Annotated in this window: 19 protein-coding genes and 1 tRNA gene; 8 read left to right on the plus strand and 12 right to left on the minus strand. The window is 71.1% G+C overall.

The window, feature by feature from the left end; translation table 11 throughout:
• Window positions 1–15 precede the first annotated feature (15 nt).
• Entirely contained in the window at window positions 16–1350 is a 1335-nt protein-coding gene (locus ACQPZX_RS46210) for a hypothetical protein (protein WP_433370806.1), read from the minus strand.
• Window positions 1351–1501: 151 nt separating this feature from the next.
• Window positions 1502–3298, minus strand: a complete 1797-nt coding sequence (gene metG, locus ACQPZX_RS46215) for a methionine--tRNA ligase (protein WP_433370808.1) — start codon at window positions 3296–3298, stop codon at window positions 1502–1504.
• Between the two features lie 131 nt (window positions 3299–3429).
• On the opposite strand from metG, the gene ACQPZX_RS46220 reads away from it, so the two are divergent.
• Window positions 3430–4866 carry a hypothetical protein gene (locus tag ACQPZX_RS46220; protein ID WP_433370810.1) on the plus strand — a complete coding sequence of 479 codons (1437 nt, stop codon included), beginning with the start codon at window positions 3430–3432 and terminating at the stop codon, window positions 4864–4866.
• On the opposite strand, the gene rsmI is transcribed toward ACQPZX_RS46220, so the two are convergent.
• Entirely contained in the window at window positions 4860–5717 is an 858-nt protein-coding gene (gene rsmI / locus ACQPZX_RS46225) for a 16S rRNA (cytidine(1402)-2'-O)-methyltransferase (RefSeq protein WP_433370813.1), read from the minus strand. The two genes, ACQPZX_RS46220 and rsmI, sit on opposite strands and share 7 nt — an antisense overlap.
• 54 nt (window positions 5718–5771) lie before the next feature.
• Between rsmI and ACQPZX_RS46230 the strand changes: the two genes are divergently transcribed.
• The 3 genes from ACQPZX_RS46230 (at window position 5772) to ACQPZX_RS46240 (ending at window position 11166) form a co-directional block, all read left to right on the plus strand.
• Window positions 5772–7346, plus strand: coding sequence for a dolichyl-phosphate-mannose--protein mannosyltransferase (locus ACQPZX_RS46230; protein ID WP_433370816.1), 1575 nt, complete (start codon window positions 5772–5774; stop codon window positions 7344–7346).
• A gap of 467 nt (window positions 7347–7813) precedes the next feature.
• Window positions 7814–8785: a hypothetical protein gene (locus ACQPZX_RS46235; RefSeq protein ID WP_433370819.1), complete on the plus strand. Its 972-nt coding sequence runs from the start codon at window positions 7814–7816 to the stop codon at window positions 8783–8785.
• On the plus strand, window positions 8782–11166 hold the full coding sequence (locus ACQPZX_RS46240; protein WP_433370822.1) for a bifunctional polysaccharide deacetylase/glycosyltransferase family 2 protein: 2385 nt from the start codon (window positions 8782–8784) through the stop codon (window positions 11164–11166). Before ACQPZX_RS46235 ends, ACQPZX_RS46240 begins: the two co-directional genes overlap by 4 nt.
• Window positions 11167–11214: 48 nt before the next feature.
• Here the strand turns inward: ACQPZX_RS46240 and ACQPZX_RS46245 are convergent, their stop codons facing one another.
• Window positions 11215–12459, minus strand: coding sequence for a GAF domain-containing sensor histidine kinase (locus ACQPZX_RS46245; protein WP_433370825.1), 1245 nt, complete (start codon window positions 12457–12459; stop codon window positions 11215–11217).
• 445 nt (window positions 12460–12904) lie between these two features.
• Here ACQPZX_RS46245 and ACQPZX_RS46250 point away from each other — a divergent pair, with 445 nt between their 5' ends.
• Window positions 12905–13348 (plus strand): FxLYD domain-containing protein, encoded by a 444-nt coding sequence (locus ACQPZX_RS46250; protein WP_433370828.1) that lies wholly within the window; start codon window positions 12905–12907, stop codon window positions 13346–13348.
• 7 nt (window positions 13349–13355) lie between these two features.
• Here the strand turns inward: ACQPZX_RS46250 and ACQPZX_RS46255 are convergent, their stop codons facing one another.
• Window positions 13356–14138: an SDR family NAD(P)-dependent oxidoreductase gene (locus ACQPZX_RS46255; protein WP_433370831.1), complete on the minus strand. Its 783-nt coding sequence runs from the start codon at window positions 14136–14138 to the stop codon at window positions 13356–13358.
• On the minus strand, window positions 14135–15007 hold the full coding sequence (locus ACQPZX_RS46260) for an aldo/keto reductase (protein WP_433370834.1): 873 nt from the start codon (window positions 15005–15007) through the stop codon (window positions 14135–14137). The genes ACQPZX_RS46255 and ACQPZX_RS46260 overlap by 4 nt, the downstream gene beginning before the upstream one ends.
• Before the next feature lie 137 nt (window positions 15008–15144).
• Here ACQPZX_RS46260 and ACQPZX_RS46265 point away from each other — a divergent pair, with 137 nt between their 5' ends.
• Window positions 15145–15990 (plus strand): hypothetical protein, encoded by an 846-nt coding sequence (locus ACQPZX_RS46265; RefSeq protein ID WP_433370837.1) that lies wholly within the window; start codon window positions 15145–15147, stop codon window positions 15988–15990.
• A 2-nt stretch (window positions 15991–15992) separates the two neighbouring features.
• Here the strand turns inward: ACQPZX_RS46265 and ACQPZX_RS46270 are convergent, their stop codons facing one another.
• Window positions 15993–16313 (minus strand): winged helix-turn-helix transcriptional regulator, encoded by a 321-nt coding sequence (locus tag ACQPZX_RS46270; protein ID WP_433370839.1) that lies wholly within the window; start codon window positions 16311–16313, stop codon window positions 15993–15995.
• Window positions 16314–16382: 69 nt separating this feature from the next.
• On the opposite strand from ACQPZX_RS46270, the gene ACQPZX_RS46275 reads away from it, so the two are divergent.
• Both ACQPZX_RS46275 and ACQPZX_RS46280 read left to right on the plus strand, forming a co-directional pair.
• On the plus strand, window positions 16383–16946 hold the full coding sequence (locus ACQPZX_RS46275) for a carboxymuconolactone decarboxylase family protein (protein ID WP_433370842.1): 564 nt from the start codon (window positions 16383–16385) through the stop codon (window positions 16944–16946).
• 117 nt (window positions 16947–17063) lie between these two features.
• Window positions 17064–17732: a DUF4097 family beta strand repeat-containing protein gene (locus ACQPZX_RS46280; protein WP_433370845.1), complete on the plus strand. Its 669-nt coding sequence runs from the start codon at window positions 17064–17066 to the stop codon at window positions 17730–17732.
• A 371-nt stretch (window positions 17733–18103) separates the two neighbouring features.
• Here the strand turns inward: ACQPZX_RS46280 and ACQPZX_RS46285 are convergent.
• From ACQPZX_RS46285 to ACQPZX_RS46305, 5 genes are all read right to left on the minus strand, one after another.
• Window positions 18104–18177: transfer RNA gene (locus ACQPZX_RS46285), tRNA-Ala, on the minus strand.
• 50 nt (window positions 18178–18227) lie between these two features.
• Window positions 18228–18968, minus strand: a complete 741-nt coding sequence (sepX, locus tag ACQPZX_RS46290; RefSeq protein ID WP_433370848.1) for a divisome protein SepX/GlpR — start codon at window positions 18966–18968, stop codon at window positions 18228–18230.
• Window positions 18969–19112: 144 nt separating this feature from the next.
• The gene (locus tag ACQPZX_RS46295) at window positions 19113–19733 is read right to left on the minus strand and encodes a GNAT family N-acetyltransferase (protein WP_433370851.1); all 621 of its coding nucleotides are present in this window, start codon (window positions 19731–19733) and stop codon (window positions 19113–19115) included.
• The gene (locus tag ACQPZX_RS46300; protein ID WP_433370854.1) at window positions 19730–21040 is read right to left on the minus strand and encodes a molybdopterin molybdotransferase MoeA; all 1311 of its coding nucleotides are present in this window, start codon (window positions 21038–21040) and stop codon (window positions 19730–19732) included. Before ACQPZX_RS46300 ends, ACQPZX_RS46295 begins: the two co-directional genes overlap by 4 nt.
• Window positions 21037–21951, minus strand: coding sequence for a UTP--glucose-1-phosphate uridylyltransferase (locus ACQPZX_RS46305; RefSeq protein ID WP_433370857.1), 915 nt, complete (start codon window positions 21949–21951; stop codon window positions 21037–21039). The genes ACQPZX_RS46300 and ACQPZX_RS46305 overlap by 4 nt, the downstream gene beginning before the upstream one ends.
• Between the last annotated feature and the right edge of the window lie 48 nt (window positions 21952–21999).

Genomic DNA, 21999 nt, shown 5'->3' on the forward strand with positions numbered 1-21999 from the left:
GCCGGCCGCGCTGTGTCAGGAGCGGGTGAGCTTCGTGACCCGCTCGGCGGTGTTGCTGGTGCGGTCCGCCCAGTCGGAGCCGAGGGCGATGACGTCCAGCTTGGTGTTGCGCTTCTGGCCCTTGACCGCGAGCGACCACTTGCCCTTCGACACCCGGGCGTAGTTGAAGCACTTCGCCAGGTTGCTGCTCGGGTAGATGCGCACCCACGTCTTCTTGGGCGTGTAGCAGTTGAACTTGCTGCCCGACTGCCGCAGCACGACGACGAGCACGTCCGGGATGCCGGAGCCCTTGTCGGCCGCCGTGCCCCGGATGGTCTTCCACGACGAGGCGCGGTTGCTCTTCGACGGCTTGGTGATCGTCACCTTCGGCGACCACACGTCACGCTTGATGGTGACCCGGCCGGCGAAGATCGGCGTCGTGTTGCCGTACTTGTTGGTGAAGACCGCGGTCAGGGTGACCGGGCCGGCCGGCATCAGGGCGTCCTTGTACCGGTGGTAGTAGTACTCGGTCACCGTCTGGTTCCGGCCGGACAGGACGGCGTAGTAGCCGTCGCCGCTGTACAGCACGATCCGGGTGGTGCCGGCCGGGACCGACGAGATGCCGACCGTGAAGCGCTCGCCGTGCCACACCGAGCTCTTGTTGAGCTTGAACTTGCCCGGCACGGTCACCGTGACCGCCGTGGCGATGACGGTCTGGTTGCCGGCCGCGTCGGTCAGCGTCAGCGTGACCGGGAAACGGCCCGCCCGGGTGTACTGCTTGCCCATCGCGGTCCAGGTCACCGGCAGCGTGGTCGTGGTGCCGTCGCCCCAGTTGATCACGCGCTTGACCCCGGCCGCGCCGTGGTCGTCGCCGACCGGGCCCAGCTGCAGCGTGGTGCGCTGCCCCACCCACAGCGAGTACAGGCTCAGCCGGAACGAGCCGGTCGGCTTGGTCGTGTCGGGCGGGGTGGTCGGCGGCGTAGTGGTGGGCTGGGTCGTCGGATCGGTGGTCGGATCCGTCGGGCCCGTCGTGGGGTCCGTCGTCGGGTCCGTAGCCGGCGGCTCCGAGGTCGGGTTGACGGTGGTCGGGTCCGTGGTCGGCGTCGTCGTCGGGTCCGTCGTCGGATCGGTGGCCGGCGGCGTCGTCGGGTCCGTGGTGGGGTCGGTCGTCGGGTCCGTCGTGACCGGCGGCTCCGAGGTCGGGTTGATGGTGGTCGGGTCGATCGTGGGCTCGGTGGTCTCGTCGGCGGCCGCCGCGGAGGTGGCCGTCGACGGGGCGCCGAACGCCGGGTTGGTGTAGACCGCGCCGCCCGCGAGCACGGCGCCGGCGATGACGGCGGCCAGGAGCGGACGATGGAGACGGGTCTTCAAGAAGACTCCTTCGAGGGGATTGGAAACCTCACGAAGGGGACATGACGGTACACGGGCGCGTCAGAACGCGCCCGTACCGATGTAACGCTGGTGTTCCCCCGTGTGCGGAGGAAGCTACACGATCGCCACGGTGATGATCAATGGAGATAGGTCAGCTCTCGAGGCGGGCCAGTTCCTCGTCCACAACGGACGGCTCGAGCTTGCGGAAGACCGGTTTCGGCGGGGCCAGCGGGGTGCCGGCGACCAGCGGGACCGACTCCCACTTGGCGCCCACGGTGTAGTCGCCGGTCAGCACCGGGTACGACGGGCCGCCGTCCAGGTCGTCGACCTGCTCGATCCGCGGCATCGGCGCGTGCACGCCCTCGCCGCCGAGCAGCTCGAACACCTTCTGCGCGGCGTGCGGCAGGAACGGGGTCAGCAACGTGTTCGCGTCGCTGACCGCCTGCAGCGCGACGTGCAGGATGGTGGCCTGGCGAGGCTTGTCCTCCTCGGACTTGAGCTTCCACGGGGCCTGGTCGGACAGGTACTTGTTGGCCTCGGCGACCACCCGCATCGCCTCGCCGATCGCCGCCTTCTGGCGGTGCTTGCCGATCAGCTCGCCGACCGTGGCGAAGCCGGCCTTGGCGGCGGCGAGCAGCGCTTCGTCTTCGGAGGTGAGCGGGCCCGGCGTGGGGATCGCGCCGAAGTTCTTCGCCGCCAGCGAGATCGAGCGGTTGACCAGGTTGCCCCAGCCCGCGACCAGCTCGTCGTTGTTGCGGCGGACGAACTCGGCCCAGGTGAAGTCGGTGTCGGTGGACTCGGGACCGGCCGCGGCGATGAAGTACCGCAGGGCGTCGGCGTCGTAGCGCTCCAGGAAGTCGCGCACGTAGATGACGACCCGGCGGGACGAGGAGAACTTCTTGCCCTCCATCGTCAGGTATTCACTCGAGACGACCTCGGTCGGCAGGTTGAGCCGGCCGAGCTCGCCCGGCTCGCCGCCCTTGTCGCCCTCGCCCGAGTAACCCAGCAGCAGCGCCGGCCAGATCACCGAGTGGAAGACGATGTTGTCCTTGCCCATGAAGTAGTACGCCTGCGCGTCCTTGCCCAGCCCGTCGGCCGACCACCACTGCCGCCACGCCTCGGGGTCGCCGGAGCGGCGGGCCCACTCGATCGAGGCCGACAAGTAGCCGATCACGGCGTCGAACCAGACGTAGATGCGCTTGTCGGAACGGTCACGCCAGTCGTCGAGCGGAATGGGCACGCCCCACTCGAGGTCACGGGTGATCGCCCGGGGCTGCAGGTCGTCGAGCAGGTTGCGGGAAAACTTCAGCACGTTGGGGCGCCAATTTTCCCGCTGGTCGAGCCAATGGCCGATGGCCTGGGCGAACGCCGGCAGGTCGAGGAAGAAGTGCTCGGTCTCGACGAACTCGGGGGTCTCCCCGTTGATCTTGGAGCGCGGGTTGATCAGCTGCTCGGGGTCGAGCTGGTTGCCGCAGTTGTCGCACTGGTCGCCGCGGGCGCTCTCGTAGCCGCAGATCGGGCAGGTGCCCTCGATGTACCGGTCGGGCAGGGTGCGCCCGGTCGACGGCGAGATCGCGCCCAGCGTCGTGCGCCGGACGATGTACCCGTTCTTGAACAGGACGGCGAACAGCTCCTGCACCACCGCGTAGTGGTTGCGAGTCGTCGTACGCGTGAACAGGTCGTAGGTCAGGCCGAGGCCGTGCAGGTCCTCGACGATCACGCGGTTGTACCGGTCGGCCAGCTCGCGCGGGGTCACGCCGTCGGCGTCCGCCTGCACCTGGATCGGCGTGCCGTGCTCGTCGGTGCCCGAGACCATGAGCACGTCGTGGCCGGACATCCGCATGTACCGGCTGAAGACGTCGGACGGCACCCCGAAGCCGGAAACATGACCGATGTGGCGCGGGCCGTTGGCATAGGGCCAGGCAACCGCGGCGAGAACGTGACTCATGGTTCCTAAGAGTAATGAGCGGTGGACGCGGCCCGCGAACGGATTGGTTCTGCCCACGGCGAGATGCCCATTTATGACGACACGCCCCAATAGTGCGTGATCACCGGCGGGTCGCGTAGTCCAATGGAGCCGTGATCGGAGAGACGCCGCAACCTGGGGAGAAGCCCCCCAACGAGGGCAACCCGTGGTCGTTCTCCGACCCGGACCCGGGCTGGTGGCGCGGCGAGACCGACCGCGCCCCCACCGACCCGCCCACCGGACGGTCCCGGCACGCGCGCCGGCGCACGCCGCAGCACCAGGCGGAGGTCGCCCCGGGCGGCACCGGGACCCTGCTGCCGCCGGCGGAGGCCGGGCCCGCGCGCACCGGCGAGGCCGCCGGGGCGCACGAGGCCGGGGTCCGCGACACGGCCGCGCAGCTGGCCGAGACGGCGCCGGTGGAGCGTCACCACGACCAGGTGGACGCCCACCGGTACGACCCGCTGCGCCCGCCGGCCGGCCACCGCGCCCGCCGCACGGCCGCCACGGTCGCCGCCGACCAGCCCACCCCCGCGCCAGACCTGCCCACAGCGATGGAGAAGCCCGCGGCACACGGAACGCCCGCGGCACTCGAAACGCCCGCGGCACTCGAAACGCCCGCGGCACACGGAACGCCCCTGGCCGAGACGCCCGCGGCTCCGGAGACGCCCGCGGCGGAGGCGACGAAGCCGGCCTGGGCCGTCGAGACCACCTCCGAGCACAAGGTCATCGAGGGCGAGACCGCGGAAAAGGCGATCGCCGAGGAGCAGGCGCCCGAGCCGGACGTGATGGTCCTGCCCGAGCCCAGCACCCGCAACCGCCCCACCGTGCCGCTGGAGTCGCCCGCGCCGATCGAGCGCGGCCCGATCCGGCAGACCCGCCGCTCCCACCCCACCGAGCCGCTGCCGCGCGCCACCGGCGACCCGCAGACCGACGCCCGGCTGGAGCGCCTCGAGAACTCCCCGTTCTGGCACACCGACCCCGAGCAGGTCCTCGAGCCGCTTCCGGACGACCGGCCCGCGCACGCCGCCGGGCGCCGCGGCACCCGCCGGGCCGCCCCGAAGACCCCGGTCGCCGCCTCCGCCTCGCTGGTCGCGCTGGGCCTGCTCGCCGCGTTCTTCGCCTGGGTCAGCGCCGAGCCGTTCTGGCTGGCCATGGGGCACGGCGACCGTGGTTACGCGACCGTGAGCGCTTGCACCAGCTCCGGCGTCACCCAGCATTGCGCCGGCCGGTTCACCGCCGCCGACGGCCGGTACACGATCGCCCAGGTCACCCTGCTCGGCGTCGGACCCGGCCACCGCGTGCCCGGCACGATCACGCCGGCCCGGATGGTCAGCCCGGACAGCCCGCGCGCCTACCTCGGCAACACCAGCCCGCTGCTGCAGATGCGCTGGCTGCTCGGCTTCATCCTGGTGCTGTTCTGCGGCTACGCGATAGCGGGCGTCACCGGGGCGCGCCGGCTCGAGACCCGGCGCGCGAGACGCGGCGCGATCCTGGCCAGCCTGGCCGGACCCGTACTCCTGCTGCTCGGATTTTTGATCGGCGCCTATTGAGAACCGTGCACGAGGCTGTAGACCTCGCGCTTCTTGAGGCCGAAGTCGTCGGCCACCGCCTGGATGGCATCACGGCGCGACGCGCCCGCCGCCTCCCGCTCGGCGACCGCCGCGCGCAGTTCCTCGTCGCTCGGTCGCGGCGGCGGACCGGCCGGCGCGCCCGCCACCACCAGCGTGATCTCGCCGCGCGGCTCGCCCTCGGCGGCCCATCGCGCCAGCTCGGCGAGCGTGCCCCGGCGGATCTCCTCGTAGGTCTTGGTCAGCTCCCGGCACACCGCGGCCGCCCGGTCCTCGCCGAACGCCGACGCCAGGTCGGCCAGGGCGCCCGCGATCCGGTGCGGCGCCTCGAAAAACACCAGCGTGCGGGGCTCGGCGGCGAGCTCGCGCAGGCGCGAGCGGCGATGCGATCCGGTACGCGGGAGGAAGCCCTCGAAGACGAACCGGTCGCTGGGCAGCCCCGACAGCGCCAGGGCGGTGGTGACCGCGCTCGGGCCGGGTGCCGCGGTGACCGGGAAACCGGCGTCCAGCGCGGCTCGGACCAGGCGGTAACCGGGGTCGGAGACGCTCGGCATGCCGCCGTCGGTGACCACCGCGACCGTCGCGCCCCGCTCGAGGGCCTCGACCAGCTCGGGCGTACGCCGCTCGTCGTTGCCCTCGAAATAGGACACCACCCGGCCGGTCACCGTGACGCCCAGATCGCGCGCCAGCCGCGCCAGCCGGCGGGTGTCCTCGGCCGCCACCACGTCCGCCGAGGCCAGCACTTCGCGCAGCCGGGCCGACGCGTCGCCGACGTTGCCCAGCGGCGCCCCGGCCAGCACCACCCGTCCCGAGCCGTTCTCTTTCGCAGTCACGACGGAAGTGCATCACATACATCGCTTCCCAGGAGTAGGCCCTAGGATCGCGGGGTGACCACGGCGACAGCTGAGACAGAACTCACTCCGGAGCCGCCCGCGGCCGCGGAGCCCCATGGCGTACGCGGCGTGCCCGAGGTCGTCCGCCGCCGCCTGGCCACCCTCGACAACTGGCTCAATCCGCACTCGTGGGCGGTGACGCTCCTCGTCGTGGTGATCGGGGCGATCCTCAGGTTCCAAAACCTGGGCCAGCCCAAGGGTTACATCTTCGACGAGGTCTACTACCCGACCGACGCGTGGGACATGATCCACCACGGTGTCGAGTGGGACGAGAAGACCAACGGCCCCGCGTACGTCGTGCACCCGCCGCTGGGCAAGTGGCTGATCGCGCTCGGCGAGCTGATCTTCGGCAACAAGGAGCTGGGCTGGCGCTTCCCGGCCGCGGTCGCCGGCACCCTGATGATCCTCATCCTGATCCGGGTCGCCTACCGGCTGTTCCACTCGGTGCTGCTGGCCGGCGCGGCCGGCCTGCTCATGGCGCTCGACGGCTTCCAGCTGGTGCTCTCGCGCACGTCGCTGCTCGACATCTTCATCGGCCTGTTCGTGCTGGCCAGCTTCGCCGCCATCGTGCTCGACCGCGACCACTACCGCCGCCGGCTGCTGCGGGCGCTGGAGGACGGGTACGACCCGAGCAAGACCGCCTCGATACCGCGGATCGTGCCGTGGTGGCTGCTCGTCGCGGGTGTGCTGTTCGGGATGGCCTGCGGCGTGAAATGGAGCGCGCTGTTCTTCCTGCCGTTCTTCGGCGTGCTGATCCTCGCCTGGCGCTGGCAGGCACGCCGCTCGGCGGGCATCCGGCAGCCGATCGTGGCGGGCATCTTCGGCGACATCGGCTGGGGCATCGTGACCGTGTGGGTCGCCCTGTTCACATACCTCTCGACCTGGACCGGCTGGTTCGTCACGAACACCGGCTACTTCCGGCACTACCGCGAGGCCAACGGGCTCAGCGAGCCGCCGGTCATCGGGGCGCTGCGCAACCTGTGGCACTACCACGTCGAGGCGTTCAACTTCCACAGCGGCCTCACCGAGCGGCACGTCTACCAGTCCTGGCCGTGGCAGTGGATGCTGCTCGGCCGGCCGGTCGCCTTCTACTGGAACAACACCGGCAACTGCGGCGCGCCCAGCTGCGCCCGCGAGATCATCCTGCTCGGCACGCCGATCCTGTGGTGGTCGTTCCTGCCCGCCCTGGCGGCGCTGATCTGGTTCGGCATCGCCCGGCGCGACTGGCGGGCCTGGGCGATCCTCGTGCCGGTGCTGGGCGGCATCCTGCCGTGGTTCTACTACGCGGTGAAGGACGGGCGGACGATGTTCTCGTTCTACGTCATGCCCGCGCTGCCGTTCCTCATCCTCGCCGTCGTCTATGTGCTCGGCGCGATCATGACACCGGCCACCGGGATCGTCTCCGGCAAGGGCAGAACCGACCGGCAGCTGATCGGGACGGTGGTGGCCGGCGCCTACGTGGTGCTGGTGGCGCTCTGCTTCGCCTACTTCCACCCGATATTCGTGGGACAACTCATCTCGTACGAGAGCTGGTCGTCACGCATGTGGCTCGGCAGCCGGTGGATTTGAAGGAGCTAGGGCAGTGAGAAGGCCCTTAACGTAAGGGCGCGCCCCGATCGCCTGCCACGGGGGAAGCGGGCGATAGGGGCGCGCAAGATGAAGCTTAACGACCTCCGATGTCGGGCACAACGGGTCGCCTGCCGAACTTTCAAATTTCGATCAAGCCTCGCCGCCACATCGGACATACCGGTTGTATGCCCATAAGGCCGACCAATCGCTCCATGAATTGCTCTCACGAAAATGGCGCGGAAAGTGTCGTTGATGCGACAGGAAATGATTCGGAGAAATGGCGTAACCTCCGAGGGCATTCTCTTGTGCGCCTGCTCAGAAGCGATCATTACGAAGCGGCACACACCGAGGCCCATCTGGTCAAACGTCCACACTCATCATTTCGGATGAATTAGCCGCGTCGATCATCGGTCACCCGGTGGAGTGAGGGCCTCCAAGATCGCGATAGATGTTTTTAAGCTCGCCGCGTGACTTCGCAGGAGCCAGATAACCCGCAATTCGTCGAGCGCGACATCCCCGACACCGAGGTGGTGATTCCGGCGGCGCTGCCGGCGCCGGTGTTCGTGGACACCACCGGCCGTCGCAGCCGGCTGCTGCGCCGGCTCGCGTACGGCTTCGGCGGCCTGGTCATGCTCTACGGCGGCCTGATCAGCGTCAGCCTGGCCGGCGGCCCGGTGAGCTCCAGCGCCGTGCTGCCGCTGCCCGGGCTCGAGACCGGCACCGACGACGACGCCAAGACGCCGGCCCGGCCCAGCCCGACCCCGGCGCCGACACCGAGCCACCCGGCGACGCCGGTGTTCGTCACCGACGCGCTGCCGCGCCGCACCGGCGGGGCGAGCACCGTGGCGCCGCGCCTGGAGTCCACCAAGATCACGTCGAAACCGGCGAAGACGACGAGCGCGAGCCGCAAGCCGGCCACGACGACGGGCACGACGCCCAAGCCGGCCACCACGACCAGCCACCCGGTCGAGTCGACCACGACGACACCGGCGACGACTCCCCCGATCACCCAGCCGACGACCCCGGCAACGATCCCGCCGCCCGTCCCGCCGGCCGGTGGCACGGGCGGCGGCACCGGCACCACAGGCGGCGGCACCGGCTCCACGGGTGGCACCGGCGGCGGGAGCGGCTCCACGGGTGGCACCGGCGGCGGGAGCGGCTCCACGGGCGGCACCGGCGGCGGCACCGGCTCTTCAGGCGGTGTGGGCGGCGGCACCGGCGGCACGGGCGGCGGAAGCGGCTCGAGCACCGGCGGCACGGGCGGCGGGTCCGGGTCGTCCGGCTCCGGGTCGTCCGGCTCCGGGTCGTCCGGCTCCGGGTCGTCCGGCTCCGGGTCGTCGGGCTCGAGCGCCGACGCCGGGGATTCGTCCGGCGAGACCACCAAGACCGCCCAGCCCGCGCCGTCACCCGAGCCGGCCCCCTCCGTGGCCGCGGCGTGATCACCCGCACCCGGGGCAAGGCACGCGGCCCGGTACGCCGCCGCCTCCTCCCCAAACCCCGCGTCGCGCTGGCCACCCTCCTGCTCGCCGTCTTCGTCGGCGTCCTGGTCGTCCAGGCGTACATCAACGCCGAGTTCACCAGCGACCACGCCGAGACCGAGGTCGGCGACCAGGACGGCGTCCCGCTCGCGATCCGCGGCGGGGGCCCGGTCATCAACACCACCGGCGGCCAGGAGAGCAGCAGCCGGATGCCGGACCACACCATCGCGCTCACCTTCGACGACGGTCCCGACCCGACGTGGACGCCGCAGATCCTCGACGTGCTCCGGGAGAACGACGCGCACGGCACGTTCTTCGTGATCGGCTCCGAGGTGGCGCGCAACCCCGAGCTCACCCGCCGCATCACCGGCGGCGGCAACGAGCTCGGCCTGCACACCTTCACCCACCCGAACATGCAGCGGATCGCGCCGTGGCGGCGCACCCTCGAGCTGTCGCAGACCCAGGTGGCGATCGCCCGCGCCACCGGCGTGCACACCAACCTGGCCCGATTCCCGTACTCGTCGAAGGCCAACGCCATCGACGACGTGAACTGGGAGCTGGTCAAGGAGGCCGGCAAGCGGGGCCTGCTGGTCGTCGTCAACGACATGGACAGCGAGGACTGGCAGCGGCCCGGCGTGCGCCAGATCGTCCGCAACGCCACCCCGCCCGGTGACACGTCCGCGGTCATCCTGTTCCACGACGCCGGCGGGGACCGCTCGCAGACCGTCCAGGCGCTGCGCGAGTTCATCCCGAGGATGAAGGCCCGCGGCTACCGCTTCACCACCGTCACCGAGGGTCTCAACCAGAGCATCGCCCAGCGCAACAAGGCCAAGGGCGCCACGCCCGTGCCGGCGCTGGCCGAGAACCCGGCCGCGCCGCGGAGCGACGAATGGCGCGGGGCCGCGGTGATCGGCACGGTCCGCGCGGCGGACGGGCTGCTGTGGGTGATCGCCGGGCTGTTCCTGGTCGTCGGGTTGCTCACCATCGGGCGTACGGGGTTGTTGTTGCTCCTCGCCACCCGCCACGCCCGGCAGCGCCGCAAGCCCGGCTGGAGCTGGGGTCCCGAGGTGACCGACCCGGTGTCGGTGATCGTGCCCGCCTACAACGAGAAGGAGGGCATCGAGGCGGCCGTCCGCTCGCTGGCCGGCGGCGACTACCCGGGCGGGATCGAGGTGGTGGTCGTCGACGACGGCTCCACCGACGGCACCGCCGCGCTGGTCGAGCGGATGGCGCTGCCCAACGTGCGGGTCGTGCGCGTGCCCAACGGCGGCAAGTCGAACGCCCTGAACACCGGCATCGCCCTGGCCAAGCACGACCTGATCGTCACCGTCGACGGCGACACCGTCTTCGAGAAGGACTCGATCCGGATGCTGGTGCAGGCGTTCGCCGACCCGGGCGTGGGCGCGGTCGCCGGCAACGTCAAGGTCGGCAACCGGGAGAAGATGGTCGCCGCCTGGCAGCACATCGAGTACGTGATCGGCTTCAACCTCGACCGCCGCCTGTACGAGGTGCTCGACTGCATGCCGACGGTGCCGGGCGCGATCGGCGGGTTCCGCCGCGAGGCCCTCGCCGCGGTCGGCGGGATCAGCGACGAGACCCTGGCCGAGGACACCGACGTCACGATGGCGCTGTGCCGGGCCGGCTGGCGGGTCGTGTACGAGGAGCGCGCGAAGGCCTGGACCGAGGCGCCGGCCACCCTTGAGCAGCTGTACCGCCAGCGCTACCGGTGGAGCTACGGCACCATGCAGGCGATGTGGAAGCACCGCCGGGCGCTGTTCGACAAGGGCCCGTCGGGCCGGTTCGGCCGGGTGGGGCTGCCGTTCCTGGCGCTGTTCGGGGTGGCGCTGCCGATGCTCGCCCCGGTCGTCGACGTCATGCTCGTCTACGGCCTGGTGTTCTGGGAGCTGAACGAGACGCTGACGGCCTGGCTGGGCATGCTCGCCCTGCAGTTGTTCACGGCCGCGGTGGCGTTCCGCTTCGACCGGGAGTCGATGCGCCCGCTGTGGCGGCTGCCGCTCCAGCAGTTCGCCTACCGGCAGCTGATGTACCTGGTGCTGATGCAGTCGGCGACGACCGCGCTGACCGGCGGACGGCTGCGCTGGCACAAGCTGCACCGGGCCGGGCTGACGCCGCGGACCACGCTGCCCGAGCTGCCGCAACAGGTGGTGGCGCCGGTGGTGGACACCTGGCCGTCCACTCTGGACCAGGCCAAAGTACCCTCGCATCCCGCGTCGGGACGGGCCGTGGCCCGGCCGCCTATGCAGAGCCGGCCCGACCCCGAGGATCTTCCGTCAGCCGGCTCGCCCCCGGGTGGCGGCACCGGCCCGGTCTATACCGGGTGAGATCGCCCGCACCCGCCCGAACTGCAGCCGGGCGGGTGCGGGCATCTGTCAGGCCGCGACGAGATCGGCGATCCGATCGGCCGTCGTCGCCTGGGCGAACGGGAAGACGACGTGCAGCGAGGTGCCGTCGCCCGGCCGGTCGGAGAGCGCCACCGTGGCGTGGTGCGCGTCGAGGATCTTCTTGGCCACCGCGAGGCCGCGGTCCGGGCCGGGGATCTCCGACGGGTTGGCGATCGCGCCGTAGTAGAGGTGCGGGAACAGGTCGGGCCGCATGCCGCCGGGCATGTCCATGTCGTCGAGGCGCACGGTCGGGCCCGACTCGATCTCGGTGCCGACTCGTACCCGGCCGCCGGACGGCGTGTACTTCACGGCCGCGAACAGCAGATGGGTGAGCACCTGCTCGAGGCGTACGGGATCGGCGATGATCGGCAGCGCCGGCCCGCCGGCCTGATTGAGGATCCAGATCTGCTTGGTCGCCGCGATCGGCCGCACCGACTCCACCGCCCGCTGGGTGATCCGGGTCAGGTCGATCTGCCGCATGTGCAGGCTCTCGCTGCCGAACCCGGCCTCGGCCATCGTGGTCAGGTGCTGCAGCAGGTCGAGGAAGCCGCGGATGTGCCCGGCCGTCGCCCGCCCCACCAGCTCGGCCATCTCGGCGTCCTGGAAGCCGGTGCTGCCCAGCTTGTCGAGATAGGACGAGATCAGCCGCAGCGGCGCCCGCAGCTCGCCGCCGACCAGGCCGGCGAGGTCGTCCTTGCGCCGTTCCAGCTCCTGCAGCCGGGCCGTGGTGTTGGCCAGCGCGATCGCGTGCCGGCGCAGCTCCATCTGGGAGGTGACCTGGCGGGCCAGCGCGCGCAACGCCTGCTGCTGCTCGACGTCGAGCTTGCGCGGGTTCTTGTCCATCACGCAGAGCGTGCCGAGCGCGTACCCGTCGGTGGTTATCAACGGCGCGCCGGCGTAGAACCTGATGCCGCCCTCCATGTCCACCGAAGGGTTGTCGGAGAATCGGGCGTCCTTCGCCGCGTCGGGGACCACGAGCAGGTCGCGGCCGAGGATCGCGTGCGCGCAGAAGGAGAGGTCGCGAGACGTCTCGGTGAGGTCGGTGCCGACCCGTGCCTTGAACCACTGACGGTCGGTGTCGACCAGGGTGACCAGGGCTACCGGGGTGCCGCACACGTTCGCGGCGAGGGCAACGATGTCGTCGAAGTCCTGCTCCGGCGCGCTGTCGAGGATGTCGAGCGCGTAAAGAGCGGCCAGACGGTCGGTTTCGTTGTCGGGCAGGGGAGCTTGCATGCGTCACCTCCGAAGACTTGCTCCAGAGATACCACCCGAAAGTAGCATTTTTCGGGTTTTACGAAACAGAAAGGTCTGAGCTATGCCTTCGAGAAAGTGACGCTCACCTTTGTTACGCAGGGTGAATTCATCCGATCATCCAGTTTCCCTTGACGATCATCCGAGTCTCTGGTCGGACTCTCGACGTCGATCAAATTTCAGACCACGCTGTGAGCGCCCCCACACCATCGTGCAAGGACGCTCGATGTCTTACGCGAATCCCCCGCAGGGATATCCTCCCTCACCCGACCGTTGGCCACCTGCCGGTGAGCAGGGGCCCCGGCATGCGGGCGGGCAGCCGCCCGCCTGGACACCGCCGCAGCAACAACAGCCGCAGCAGCCTTCCTGGGCGCAGCAGCCGGGCTGGCAGCCGCAGATTCAGCCGGTCACGCCGCCGCAGCTTCCCGTGCGGCCCAACTGGGAGCCGGCGCCGTCCCCTTCGGACTGGCAGCAGACCCCGCCGCCGCGTGAGATCCCGCCGCCGCCCCAGCACTCGGGTTTCTCCGCGACGTACGCGGTGCTCATCGGCGTCGTGGTGCTGGTTCTCGGCTTCGGCGCGTATTACCTGTTCGGCCGCTCCTCGGGGAGTGGCTTCGACGCCAAGGTGACCAAGTGCAGCGCCAGCGGCAGCGTCGCGACCGTCGGCCTCGAGGTGCACAACCGCAGCTCGGACACCCAGACCGCGACGGTCCGCATCGAGTACCACGACGGCGCCGGCAAGCTGCTGGACACCGATACGGCGCTGGTGCGCGACATCGGCGGCGGCGACACCGAGAACGTCGAGCAGAGCACGCTCCTGACCACGAACGCCGACGCGTCGATGACCTGCAAGGTGACGGCGGTCGCCTAACGCAAGCTCACCAGGCCGTCCAGCCGCCGTCCACCACCACGTTCGCACCGGTGACGTAGCTGGTGCGCGGCGAAGCGAGGTACAGCACCGAGGTCGCGATCTCGGCGGGGTCACCGACCCGGCCGAGCGGCGTCTGCTGACCGAGCCGGGCGATCAGGGCGGGATCGCCGCCACCGCCCGGGAACGCGCCCGGGGTCAGGCAGTTCACCCGCACGCCGGCCGGGCCCATCTCGGCCGCGGCGTAGCGGGCCAGCTGGATCAGGCCGGCCTTGACCGCGCCGTAGAACGGCGGGTTGCCGCCCTCCGGCGTGTCGTAGAGGTGCGCCTTGGGGCTGACCAGCCCGTACATCGAGGCGACCGCGATCACCGACGGGGAGCTGTCGGCGGCCGCGGCGACCAGCAGGTCACGAGTCGCGTCGAGCAGCCGCTGGAAAGCGGACAGCGCCAGGTCGGCGGCCTGAAGATAATCGGACGGCTTCGCGGTGCGCAGCGAGCCGGCCTTGCCGACATGCGCGTTGTGCACGAGCACGTCGAGGCGACCGCTCTCGTCGCGGATTCTCGTTCCCAGCGCGGCGACTTCCTCGTCGACCGTCACGTCGCAGCGGGCTTTTTCCGCCTTCGGAAGCGTCGCCGCCAAGGCGTCAAGTTTGCCCTGGTCGCGGCCCACCAACCAGACGGTCGCGCCGGCCCCGGCGAGGGCCTCGGCCATCACCCGGCCGAGCCGTCCGGTCGCGCCGGTCACGACCGCGACCCTGCCGTCCAGGCCGAAGAGATCGTTCGGCGTGATCATTTCGACCACCGGCTCGGGTCGAGCAGGTCCACCGGCATCTCGGGCAGGGCGGCGAGCACCAGCTCGCGCTGGCCGTCGGTGAGCGGCTCGCGGTCGACCAGCGCGGCGTTGGCGCACAACTGCTCCTCGGTCTCGGCGCCGATCACCAGCGAGGTCACCCACGGCAGCGAGAACAGGTAGGCGAGGCACAGGTCGGCGCGCCCGTCACGGCCGAGATCGGCCGCGAGCTTGTCCAGGGTCGCGACGATGCCGTCGCGGTCGGCGTCCGGCAGATGAGGCCAGGTCACGGCGGTGCCGGCCACAAGCAGACCTTGGAGGTACGCGCTCCGCACGGTCACCACCAACTCGGGCCGGGACGCCAGATCGATCTCCAGCCAGCGCCGGTCGAGGATGTTGCAGGGCAGCTGGACGTACCCGAGATCGGGCAGGTCGAGAACCCGCCGCAGCTCGCCGGGCGACTGCACGGAGACGCCGACCCGATCGGCCTCCCCCGTCCCCAGACACTTCCGCAGCTCGGCCCAGCTCGCCTCGACGTCGGCCGCGCGGTGCAGCAGGATCGTCAGCGGCCCCGTGGCGCGCAGGGCGGCCCGGCTGGCGTCGACGCTCGCGCGCACATCCCCGCCCGGCGCCACCTTGGTGATCACCGAGAGGCCGTGGTCGACGGCGCCGATGCGCTCCTCGCTCTCGCCGTACGCGCGGGCGGTGTCGAGATGGGTCACGCCAAGTTTGCGGGCGGTGGCCAGCAGGCGCTCGCGTGCGGTCGCGCCGGGCACGCCGGTGCGGTTGGCGATGCCGTACGCGCCGCCGAGCTGGGCCGTTCCGAGCACCAGCGCCGACTGCGAATAATCGCCGCGCTGCCGTCTTCTCATGGGCCACACTTCCCGTTCATCCGCTGTTCAACGTGGCCGCACGCGCCGGGCCCGCCTCGGCGCCGCGCTAGGCTTCAGCGCCGGAACCGAACGTATTCCGGTCGGGTTTCCGGCGAGATTTCGGGGTCGGTGAGGGCATGCATCACGCGAACTACTACTACGGCCACGCCCATGTGCTGGCCAAGTACTGCGCGCTGCCCGAGCCCCTGCACCCGCCGCGGATCCAGGGCTACCTCCAGCACGGGTGGAACATCGGCGACGGTCTCGCCCCCGGCGTGCCGTTCGTCGAGGGCAGCCGCCTGCTCGTCTGGTCCGAGCAGGTGCGCCGCCGCGCCTGGTCCCAGGGCCGTCGCGACGCGGTGGTGGTCGGCTCCCCGTTCGCGTACCTGCTCGAGATGGACCCCTTGCAGCCGGCCGACGAGGAGCGCGAGGGCACGATCTTCTACCCGTTCCACGGCTGGGAGGGTCAGGAGGTGATGGGCGACCACCGCCGCCTCATCGCCGAGCTCAAGGCCCACGAGTCCGGCCCCGTCACGGTCTGCCTGTACTGGAACGAGCACCGGGTCAAGGCGATCCGCCGGCTGTACGAGAGGGCCGGCTTCCGGGTCATCTGCCACGGCTACCGCGGCTTCTGGTGGCGCGACCACGACCGCGGCTTCCTGGTGCGCCAGCTCGCCGAGCTGCGCCGGCACCGCCGCGTCGTCTCCAACCGCCTGTGCAGCGCCATCTGGTACGGCCTGCTCGCCGGTTGCCAGGGCGCGGTGTACGGCGACCCGATGGTCCTCGACAACGCCGACCCGACGTTCGGCGGCGAGCCGCGCCTGCGCCGGCAGTGGCCCGAGGTGTACGGCTACGACCCCGACGAGACGGCCGCCCGCCAGATCGCCCGCGCCGAGCTGGGCGCCGACGAGCTGGCCACCCCCGAGGAGCTGCGCACCCTGCTCGGCTGGCCGGTCGCGGACCGTTCGCTCACTCGCGTCTAGCTTTATTTGGCCGCCCAGCGGTTGGCCCACTCGTCGAGTGGGCCCAACGCGCGTCCGAGGTCCTTCCCCAGCGCCGTCAGCTCGTACCCCGAGTCGCCCGCGACCGCCAGCCCGCTCTCGGTGAGCTCCCCGAGCCGCTGGTAGAGCACGCTCGACGACAACCCCTCACAACGCGCCAGCAGCGCCCGCGCCCCCGCCGGCCCGTCCCGCAGCTCCCAGATCAGCCGCAGCGCCCACCGCCGCCCCAGCAGATCCATCGCCGCCATGATCGGCCGCCCGGTCGTCGAGCCGCGGACCGGCCGTCCCGGACGTGGAGCCGGCATGCGCACCTCCTTGCGTTTCGTTTTCAGAAACACTAGCGTCCGTTTCTAAATCCGAAACAGGAGGGGCTCATGTCGCGCATCGCCACGCTCCAGCCGCCGTACCCGGAAGAAGCCGCCACCCTGCTGGCCGCCATGATGCCGCCCGGGCGACCACCGATCGGCCTGTTCCGCCTCTTCGCCCGCAACCTGCCGATGGCCCGCGCCATGCACGGCTGGGGCCGCTACGAGCTGGGCCGCGATCTCACCCTGACCATGCGCCAACGCGAGATCGTCATCGACCGCACCTGCGCCCGCTGCGGCTGCGCGTACGAGTGGTCCGTCCACGTCCAGATGTTCGGCGCCCGGGTAGGCCTCACCCCCGACCAGCAGCGTTCCCTGGCCCACGGCTCCGCCGCGGATGCCTGCTGGTCCGACGACACCGAGCGTCTCCTGATCGAGGCCGTGGACGCCCTGCACGACACCAGCGACATCGACGACGCACTGTGGGCCCGCCTGGCCGCGACCTTCGACGAACCCCAGCTGATCGACCTCCTGCTGCTCTGCGGCTGGTACCACGCGATCAGCTTCGTGGCCCGTGCCACCCGCCTGCCCTTGGAGCCCGACGTTGCGTTAGATTCAGCGCCGTTGCAATGATATATAGTCCTTGACCTGATCGTATGCCCACTCAATGCAATATCTGTGTTGCCAGTTTCTCGAACGCAACGTAGCGTTTCTGACATCGGAAACACCAACCGCAACGAGGAGCCCCCGATGCAGAAGTTCGACACCACCGCCCCGATCGCCGCCGTCCTCGACATCCCCGCCGCGCGGATCCGTCTGGTCGCCGCCGACCGCCCCGACACCACCGTCGAGGTCCGGCCGGCCGACGCCACCAAGGAGCGCGACGTCAAAGCGGCCGACCAGATCAGGGTCGATTACGCCGACGGCGTCCTCCGGGTGGAGGCCGCACCCCCAAGCAACCGCCTCTTCGGCAACTCCGGCGCCGCCGACGTCACCGTCCACCTGCCGACAGGTTCCCGAGTCAACGCCAAGGTCGCCGCCGCCCAGTTCCACGGCACAGGCAATTTCGGCGAAGTCACCGTAGACGCCGCCCAGGCCGACATCACCTTGGACGAGACCGCCTCCGCCCACCTGACCGTCCAGTCCGGCAGCGTCGTGGTCGCCCGCCTCCTGGGCCCCGCCGAGATCTCCACCCAGAAGGGCGACATCAAGGTCGCCGAGGCCACTCAGGGCGCCGTCACCTTGACCACCCAGTCCGGCGACATCACCATCGACGCGGCCTCCGGCGCCTCGGCTTCCTTGGACGCCGGCACCCCTTACGGCCGCATCCACAACGCCCTGCGAAACACCGACGGCGAGCCCGCCCTGACCATCCGAGCCACCACCAACTACGGCAACGTCACCGCTCGCAGCCTCTGAGACGCAATCGGCCCGGTCCGCGCGAAACGCGGGCCGGGCATCACTACGTTGTCCAGCGCCGTTTCCCATGAGCATCCACGTACTGCAACACCGTCTGCTCCTGTTGGAGTGACTCAAAGCCACGGATCCGCACACAACCGGCCGGAGTTTGTCTCGGCGTCGGTTCGGTGCGGCACAGTTATGCGCAGTTATTCGAACGCATCACAGGGTCGCTCAATATTCGTATAACTTTGCGTACCGCGCGCAAACCCGAGGTTCAGCCCGGACCCGACACCGCACCGCGGGGTTTCCGGGGGCTCGGCCCCCGGAGCAGAAATGACAAGTGGCCCCTGCTCACGCTTCAACGTGAGCAAGGGCCACCCAAACACTTGTGGAGCTGAGGGGATTTGAACCCCTGACCCCCTCGATGCGAACGAGGTGCGCTACCAGTCTGCGCCACAGCCCCTCGACGAACTTTCGTCCGTCGAACCGCAGCAAGGCTAACAGGTCAGCCCGTCAGCCCGCGAACCGGCCCCCTCCCCCAGCTTCGTACGCCCGGCCCCGCAAACCACCAGCCCGCCGGTACGAAACCGACGCCGCCGGCAGCTCCGACGGATCCCGGTCGAGCCCCATCGCCGCCCGCCGCACCGCTTCCCGCTGTGCCGCCAGCCGCCTCTGGGCCTCCCGCCGCGCCGCCGCCCGCCGCGCCTGCTCGCGCCGCACCTCGGCCTGCCGCGCCGCCAGCCACGCCGCCTCCCGCGCCTCGATCCGCCGCCGGCGCCGGTCCGCCAGCGCCCGGTTCCGCAGGTGCACCAGGTAGAGCGCCAGCAGCGAGCCGGTCACCGCGAACCCGATCCAGAACCCCGGTCCGACCGCCAGCACGCCGACCAGCTCGATCACGTTGAGCAGCAGCAGTGCCGCGAAGACACGGCGGCGCCGGACCACCGCCGGCGTGTGCCGCCGGGCGGGGATGTGGCGCGCCGGCCGCTTGCCCGTCACCAACCGCAGGCGGCGCTGCGGGGCGGCCGGCGGCGCCGATGTCGGAACCAGGACCGTAACCGTCACCGCCCGCGCGGGGTTGATCGGTCGGCGCCCGGGCACGGTGCGGCGACGGCGGCGGCGCTGCAGCACCCGCGCCGTCGACGACGCCCGCTCCGCGGCCAGGCGCTCGGTGGCGTCGTACCGGCGCACGAGCGCCGGAGCGAGGGCGAGCAGTCCGGCCGCGGCGAGGACGGCGAGGAGCACCGAGGTCGGCACCCTCACCCCTCCCGTCAGCTACGGGCGGCCCGCTTTAGCGGTAATAGCTGCGGACCGCAAGACCCAATCTCCCCGAGGCTACGGGCGCGAGCTGCGGAAATGCGCGCGCCGCGCCGGGCGCGTCACGCTGCGAAGATCGAAGGTTCAAGCACGTACGCGTCGCCAGCGCGCCAGGAGACCGCCCTCGGCGGCCACCTCCTCGCTGGTCAGGGCGTATCCAAGGTGGTCACGCCAGGCGCCGTCGATGTGCATGTAGCGCTGGTGGTAGGCCTCTTCGCGGAAGCCGAGCTTCTCCACCACCCGCCGGGAGGGGCGGTTCTCGGGGCGGATGTTGACCTCGATGCGGTGTAGGCCGCCGGGGCCGAAGGCGTGGTCGACGGCGAGCGCGAGCGCGGTCGGGATGACGCCGCGGCCGGCGACCCGGGCGTCGACCCAGTAGCCCGCGTACGCCGAGCTGAACGCCCGCCGCACAATGTTGCCCAGGTTGATGTGCCCGACGAGCCGGTCCTCGAAGCAGACCGCGAACGGCATGCTGTCGCCGCGCCGGGCCGCCCTTTTCATGTCCTGGTAGACGTACCCGTACGCGCGGGTGGAATTCATCTCGGCCCACGGGCCGGGCGGCGACGACTCCCAGGGCGCGAGCCAGGCCTTGTTGGCGATGCGCACCTCGGACCAGGCCCGCGCGTCGCTTCTCTTGTAGGGGCGCAGCAGCACGGGCCCATCAGCCAGGACGGCAGGCCATCCGGGCGTGGATCCGAGCATCATCGCCTCCGGTCGAGGAGCAACACGTCCACGGTCGAGCCGGCGGCCGCCGTGGTGACCCGCTCACCGAGGACCAGCAGACCGTTGGCCTCGGCAAGGCCGGAGAGAGTGTACGGCCCACCGGCGAGGGGCTGCACCGTGTAGCCGCCACCGCGCCGCTCGGCCACGTGGGCGGGGCGAAACTCGCGCAGGCCGCCGGGCGAGGAGACGGTCTCCAGCAGGTGGGCCTTGACGCTGCGGCGGAACACCGGCTCGGCGCCGGCGAGGAGCTGGATGACCGGGCGGGCGAGGACCTCGAAGCCGATGAGGGCGGCGCCGGGCTCGCCGGGCAGGCAGACGACCGGCACCTCCTCGCCACCGACGGTGCCGAAGCCGAGGGTCGCGCCGGGGCAGAGGGCCACGTCGGTGAACTCGACGGCGCCGCGGCCGGGGTCGCGGCGGGAGAGGACGCGGCGGAGCATGTCGCCGGGGCCGGTTCCGGTGCCCCCGGTCGTGATGATCAGGTCGGCCCGCAGGGTCTGGTCCTCGAGCAGGCCGCGCAGGCCCTCCGGGTCGTCGTCGCAGATGCCGATCCGGTACGCGAGCGCGCCGGCTTCGACCGCGGCGGCGGTGAGCGCGTGCGAGTTGGCGTCGACGACCTGCCCGGGCTGGCTCGGCCGGCCGACGTCGACGAGCTCGTCGCCGGTGGCCACGACCACGACGCGAGGGCTGGGTCGCACGATCACGTGCCCGATGCCGGAGGCGGCGAAGGTGGCCACCATGGCGGGGGTGACGTAGGCGCCGGCCGAGGCGAGGACCTGACCGGCGGCCAGCTCCTCGCCCGTACGCCGGACGCCGGACCCTCGTTTGGGAGCGTGCAGGATCTCGACGGCGGCCATGCCCTGATCGGTCCAGTGCACGGGCACGACGACGTCGGCGCCGATCGGCAGCGGCGCCCCGGCCGCCACCGAGAAGCAGGTGCCGGGAGTGAGCCGCACGGGACGCCAGCTGGCCGCGCCGAGGTCGCCGACCACGTTGAGCCGGACCGGTCGCGGCCCGCCCTCGAACTTGCCGAAGGACGGGTGCGAGCCGACCCGGCCGGCCGACGCGAGGTCCTCCCACCGGGCCGCGTACCCGTCGATCGCGGCCTGGTCGAAGGCGGGGTAGGGGTGCGGCGCGAGCACGTCCCCGGCGAGGACGTTGCCGTGCGCCTGGGTGAGGTCGAGGTCGAGCGGAGGCAGCGCCCGCAACCTGCGCAGCACGCTGCCCAGGTATTCGGCGAGAGGCATCAGCTCGTTGGCGGCCGCCTCGGCATCGGCCGTCGCGGTCATCCCTTCGCACCGCCGGCGACGAAGTCGGCGAGCCACGTGCGGAACTCCGCGCCGAGGTCGGCGCGCTTGCTGGCCAGCATCACCACGGCTTGAAGGTATCCCAGCGGCATGCCGGTGTCGTAGCGGTGACCGCGGTAGACGATGCCGTGCACCGGAACGCCGTCCTGCAGGAGCTGGTACATCGCGTCGGTCAGCTGGATCTCGCCGCCGCTGCCGGGCTTGGTGTTGGCGATCGCCTCGAAGACGCTCCCGGGCAGCACATAGCGGCCGAGAACTGCCAGATTCGAAGGCGCCTCGTCGGGCGAGGGCTTCTCGACCAGGCCGGTCACCTGGACGACGTCGTCGCCAAGATCGGACGGGGCGACGGACGCGATGCCGTACCGCGAGGTCTCCTCCGGTTTGACCTCCATGAACGCGAGCACGATGCCGCCGGTGCGCGCCTGCAGGTCGAGCATCGCGGGCAGCAGCGGCTTGTCCTCCTCGACGAACTCGTCGCCGAGCAGCACCGCGAACGGGTTGTCGCCGACGTGCGAGGCGGCGGTGCCGACCGCGTGGCCGAGGCCGAGCGGCTCGCCCTGGCGGCAGGTGTAGATATCGGCGAGCTCGCTGGTGCGGCGCACGGCCGCGAGCCGCTCGAGGTCGCCCTTCTCCTCGAGGCGCTGCTCGACGTCGGGGCGGCGGTCGAAGTGGTCCACCATGGAGGTCTTGCCGCGGCCGGTCACGAGCAGCACGTCGGTGATGCCGGCGGCCGCCGCCTCCTCCACGATGTACTGCAGGACGGGCCGGTCCACGACCGGCAGCAGCTCCTTGGGCACCGCCTTCGTCGCCGGCAGGAACCGGGTGGCCAGACCGGCCGCGGGAATGACGGCCTTGACCGCCCTGCGGCCGGTCGCATGCGCGTTCGGGGTCATCGAGGTCACCGCACCTTCGCTCAGATCATGCCCTGGTATGCCGTGAGA

This window comes from Actinoplanes sp. CA-142083 (assembly GCF_050942195.1).
Lineage (GTDB): Bacteria > Actinomycetota > Actinomycetes > Mycobacteriales > Micromonosporaceae > Actinoplanes.

What these genes read in the sequence shown, in the direction of transcription:
- ACQPZX_RS46275 (WP_433370842.1), top strand. Translation starts at nt 16,383, where the DNA reads ATGTCGCGCATCGCCACGCTCCAGCCGCCGTACCCGGAAGAAGCCGCC.
- ACQPZX_RS46260 (WP_433370834.1), bottom strand. Translation starts at nt 15,007, where the DNA reads ATGAGAAGACGGCAGCGCGGCGATTATTCGCAGTCGGCGCTGGTGCTC.
- ACQPZX_RS46300 (WP_433370854.1), bottom strand. Translation starts at nt 21,040, where the DNA reads ATGACCGCGACGGCCGATGCCGAGGCGGCCGCCAACGAGCTGATGCCT.
- ACQPZX_RS46270 (WP_433370839.1), bottom strand. Translation starts at nt 16,313, where the DNA reads ATGCCGGCTCCACGTCCGGGACGGCCGGTCCGCGGCTCGACGACCGGG.
- ACQPZX_RS46245 (WP_433370825.1), bottom strand. Translation starts at nt 12,459, where the DNA reads ATGCAAGCTCCCCTGCCCGACAACGAAACCGACCGTCTGGCCGCTCTT.
- ACQPZX_RS46280 (WP_433370845.1), top strand. Translation starts at nt 17,064, where the DNA reads ATGCAGAAGTTCGACACCACCGCCCCGATCGCCGCCGTCCTCGACATC.
- ACQPZX_RS46295 (WP_433370851.1), bottom strand. Translation starts at nt 19,733, where the DNA reads ATGATGCTCGGATCCACGCCCGGATGGCCTGCCGTCCTGGCTGATGGG.
- ACQPZX_RS46265 (WP_433370837.1), top strand. Translation starts at nt 15,145, where the DNA reads ATGCATCACGCGAACTACTACTACGGCCACGCCCATGTGCTGGCCAAG.
- metG (WP_433370808.1), bottom strand. Translation starts at nt 3,298, where the DNA reads ATGAGTCACGTTCTCGCCGCGGTTGCCTGGCCCTATGCCAACGGCCCG.
- ACQPZX_RS46255 (WP_433370831.1), bottom strand. Translation starts at nt 14,138, where the DNA reads ATGATCACGCCGAACGATCTCTTCGGCCTGGACGGCAGGGTCGCGGTC.
- ACQPZX_RS46305 (WP_433370857.1), bottom strand. Translation starts at nt 21,951, where the DNA reads ATGACCCCGAACGCGCATGCGACCGGCCGCAGGGCGGTCAAGGCCGTC.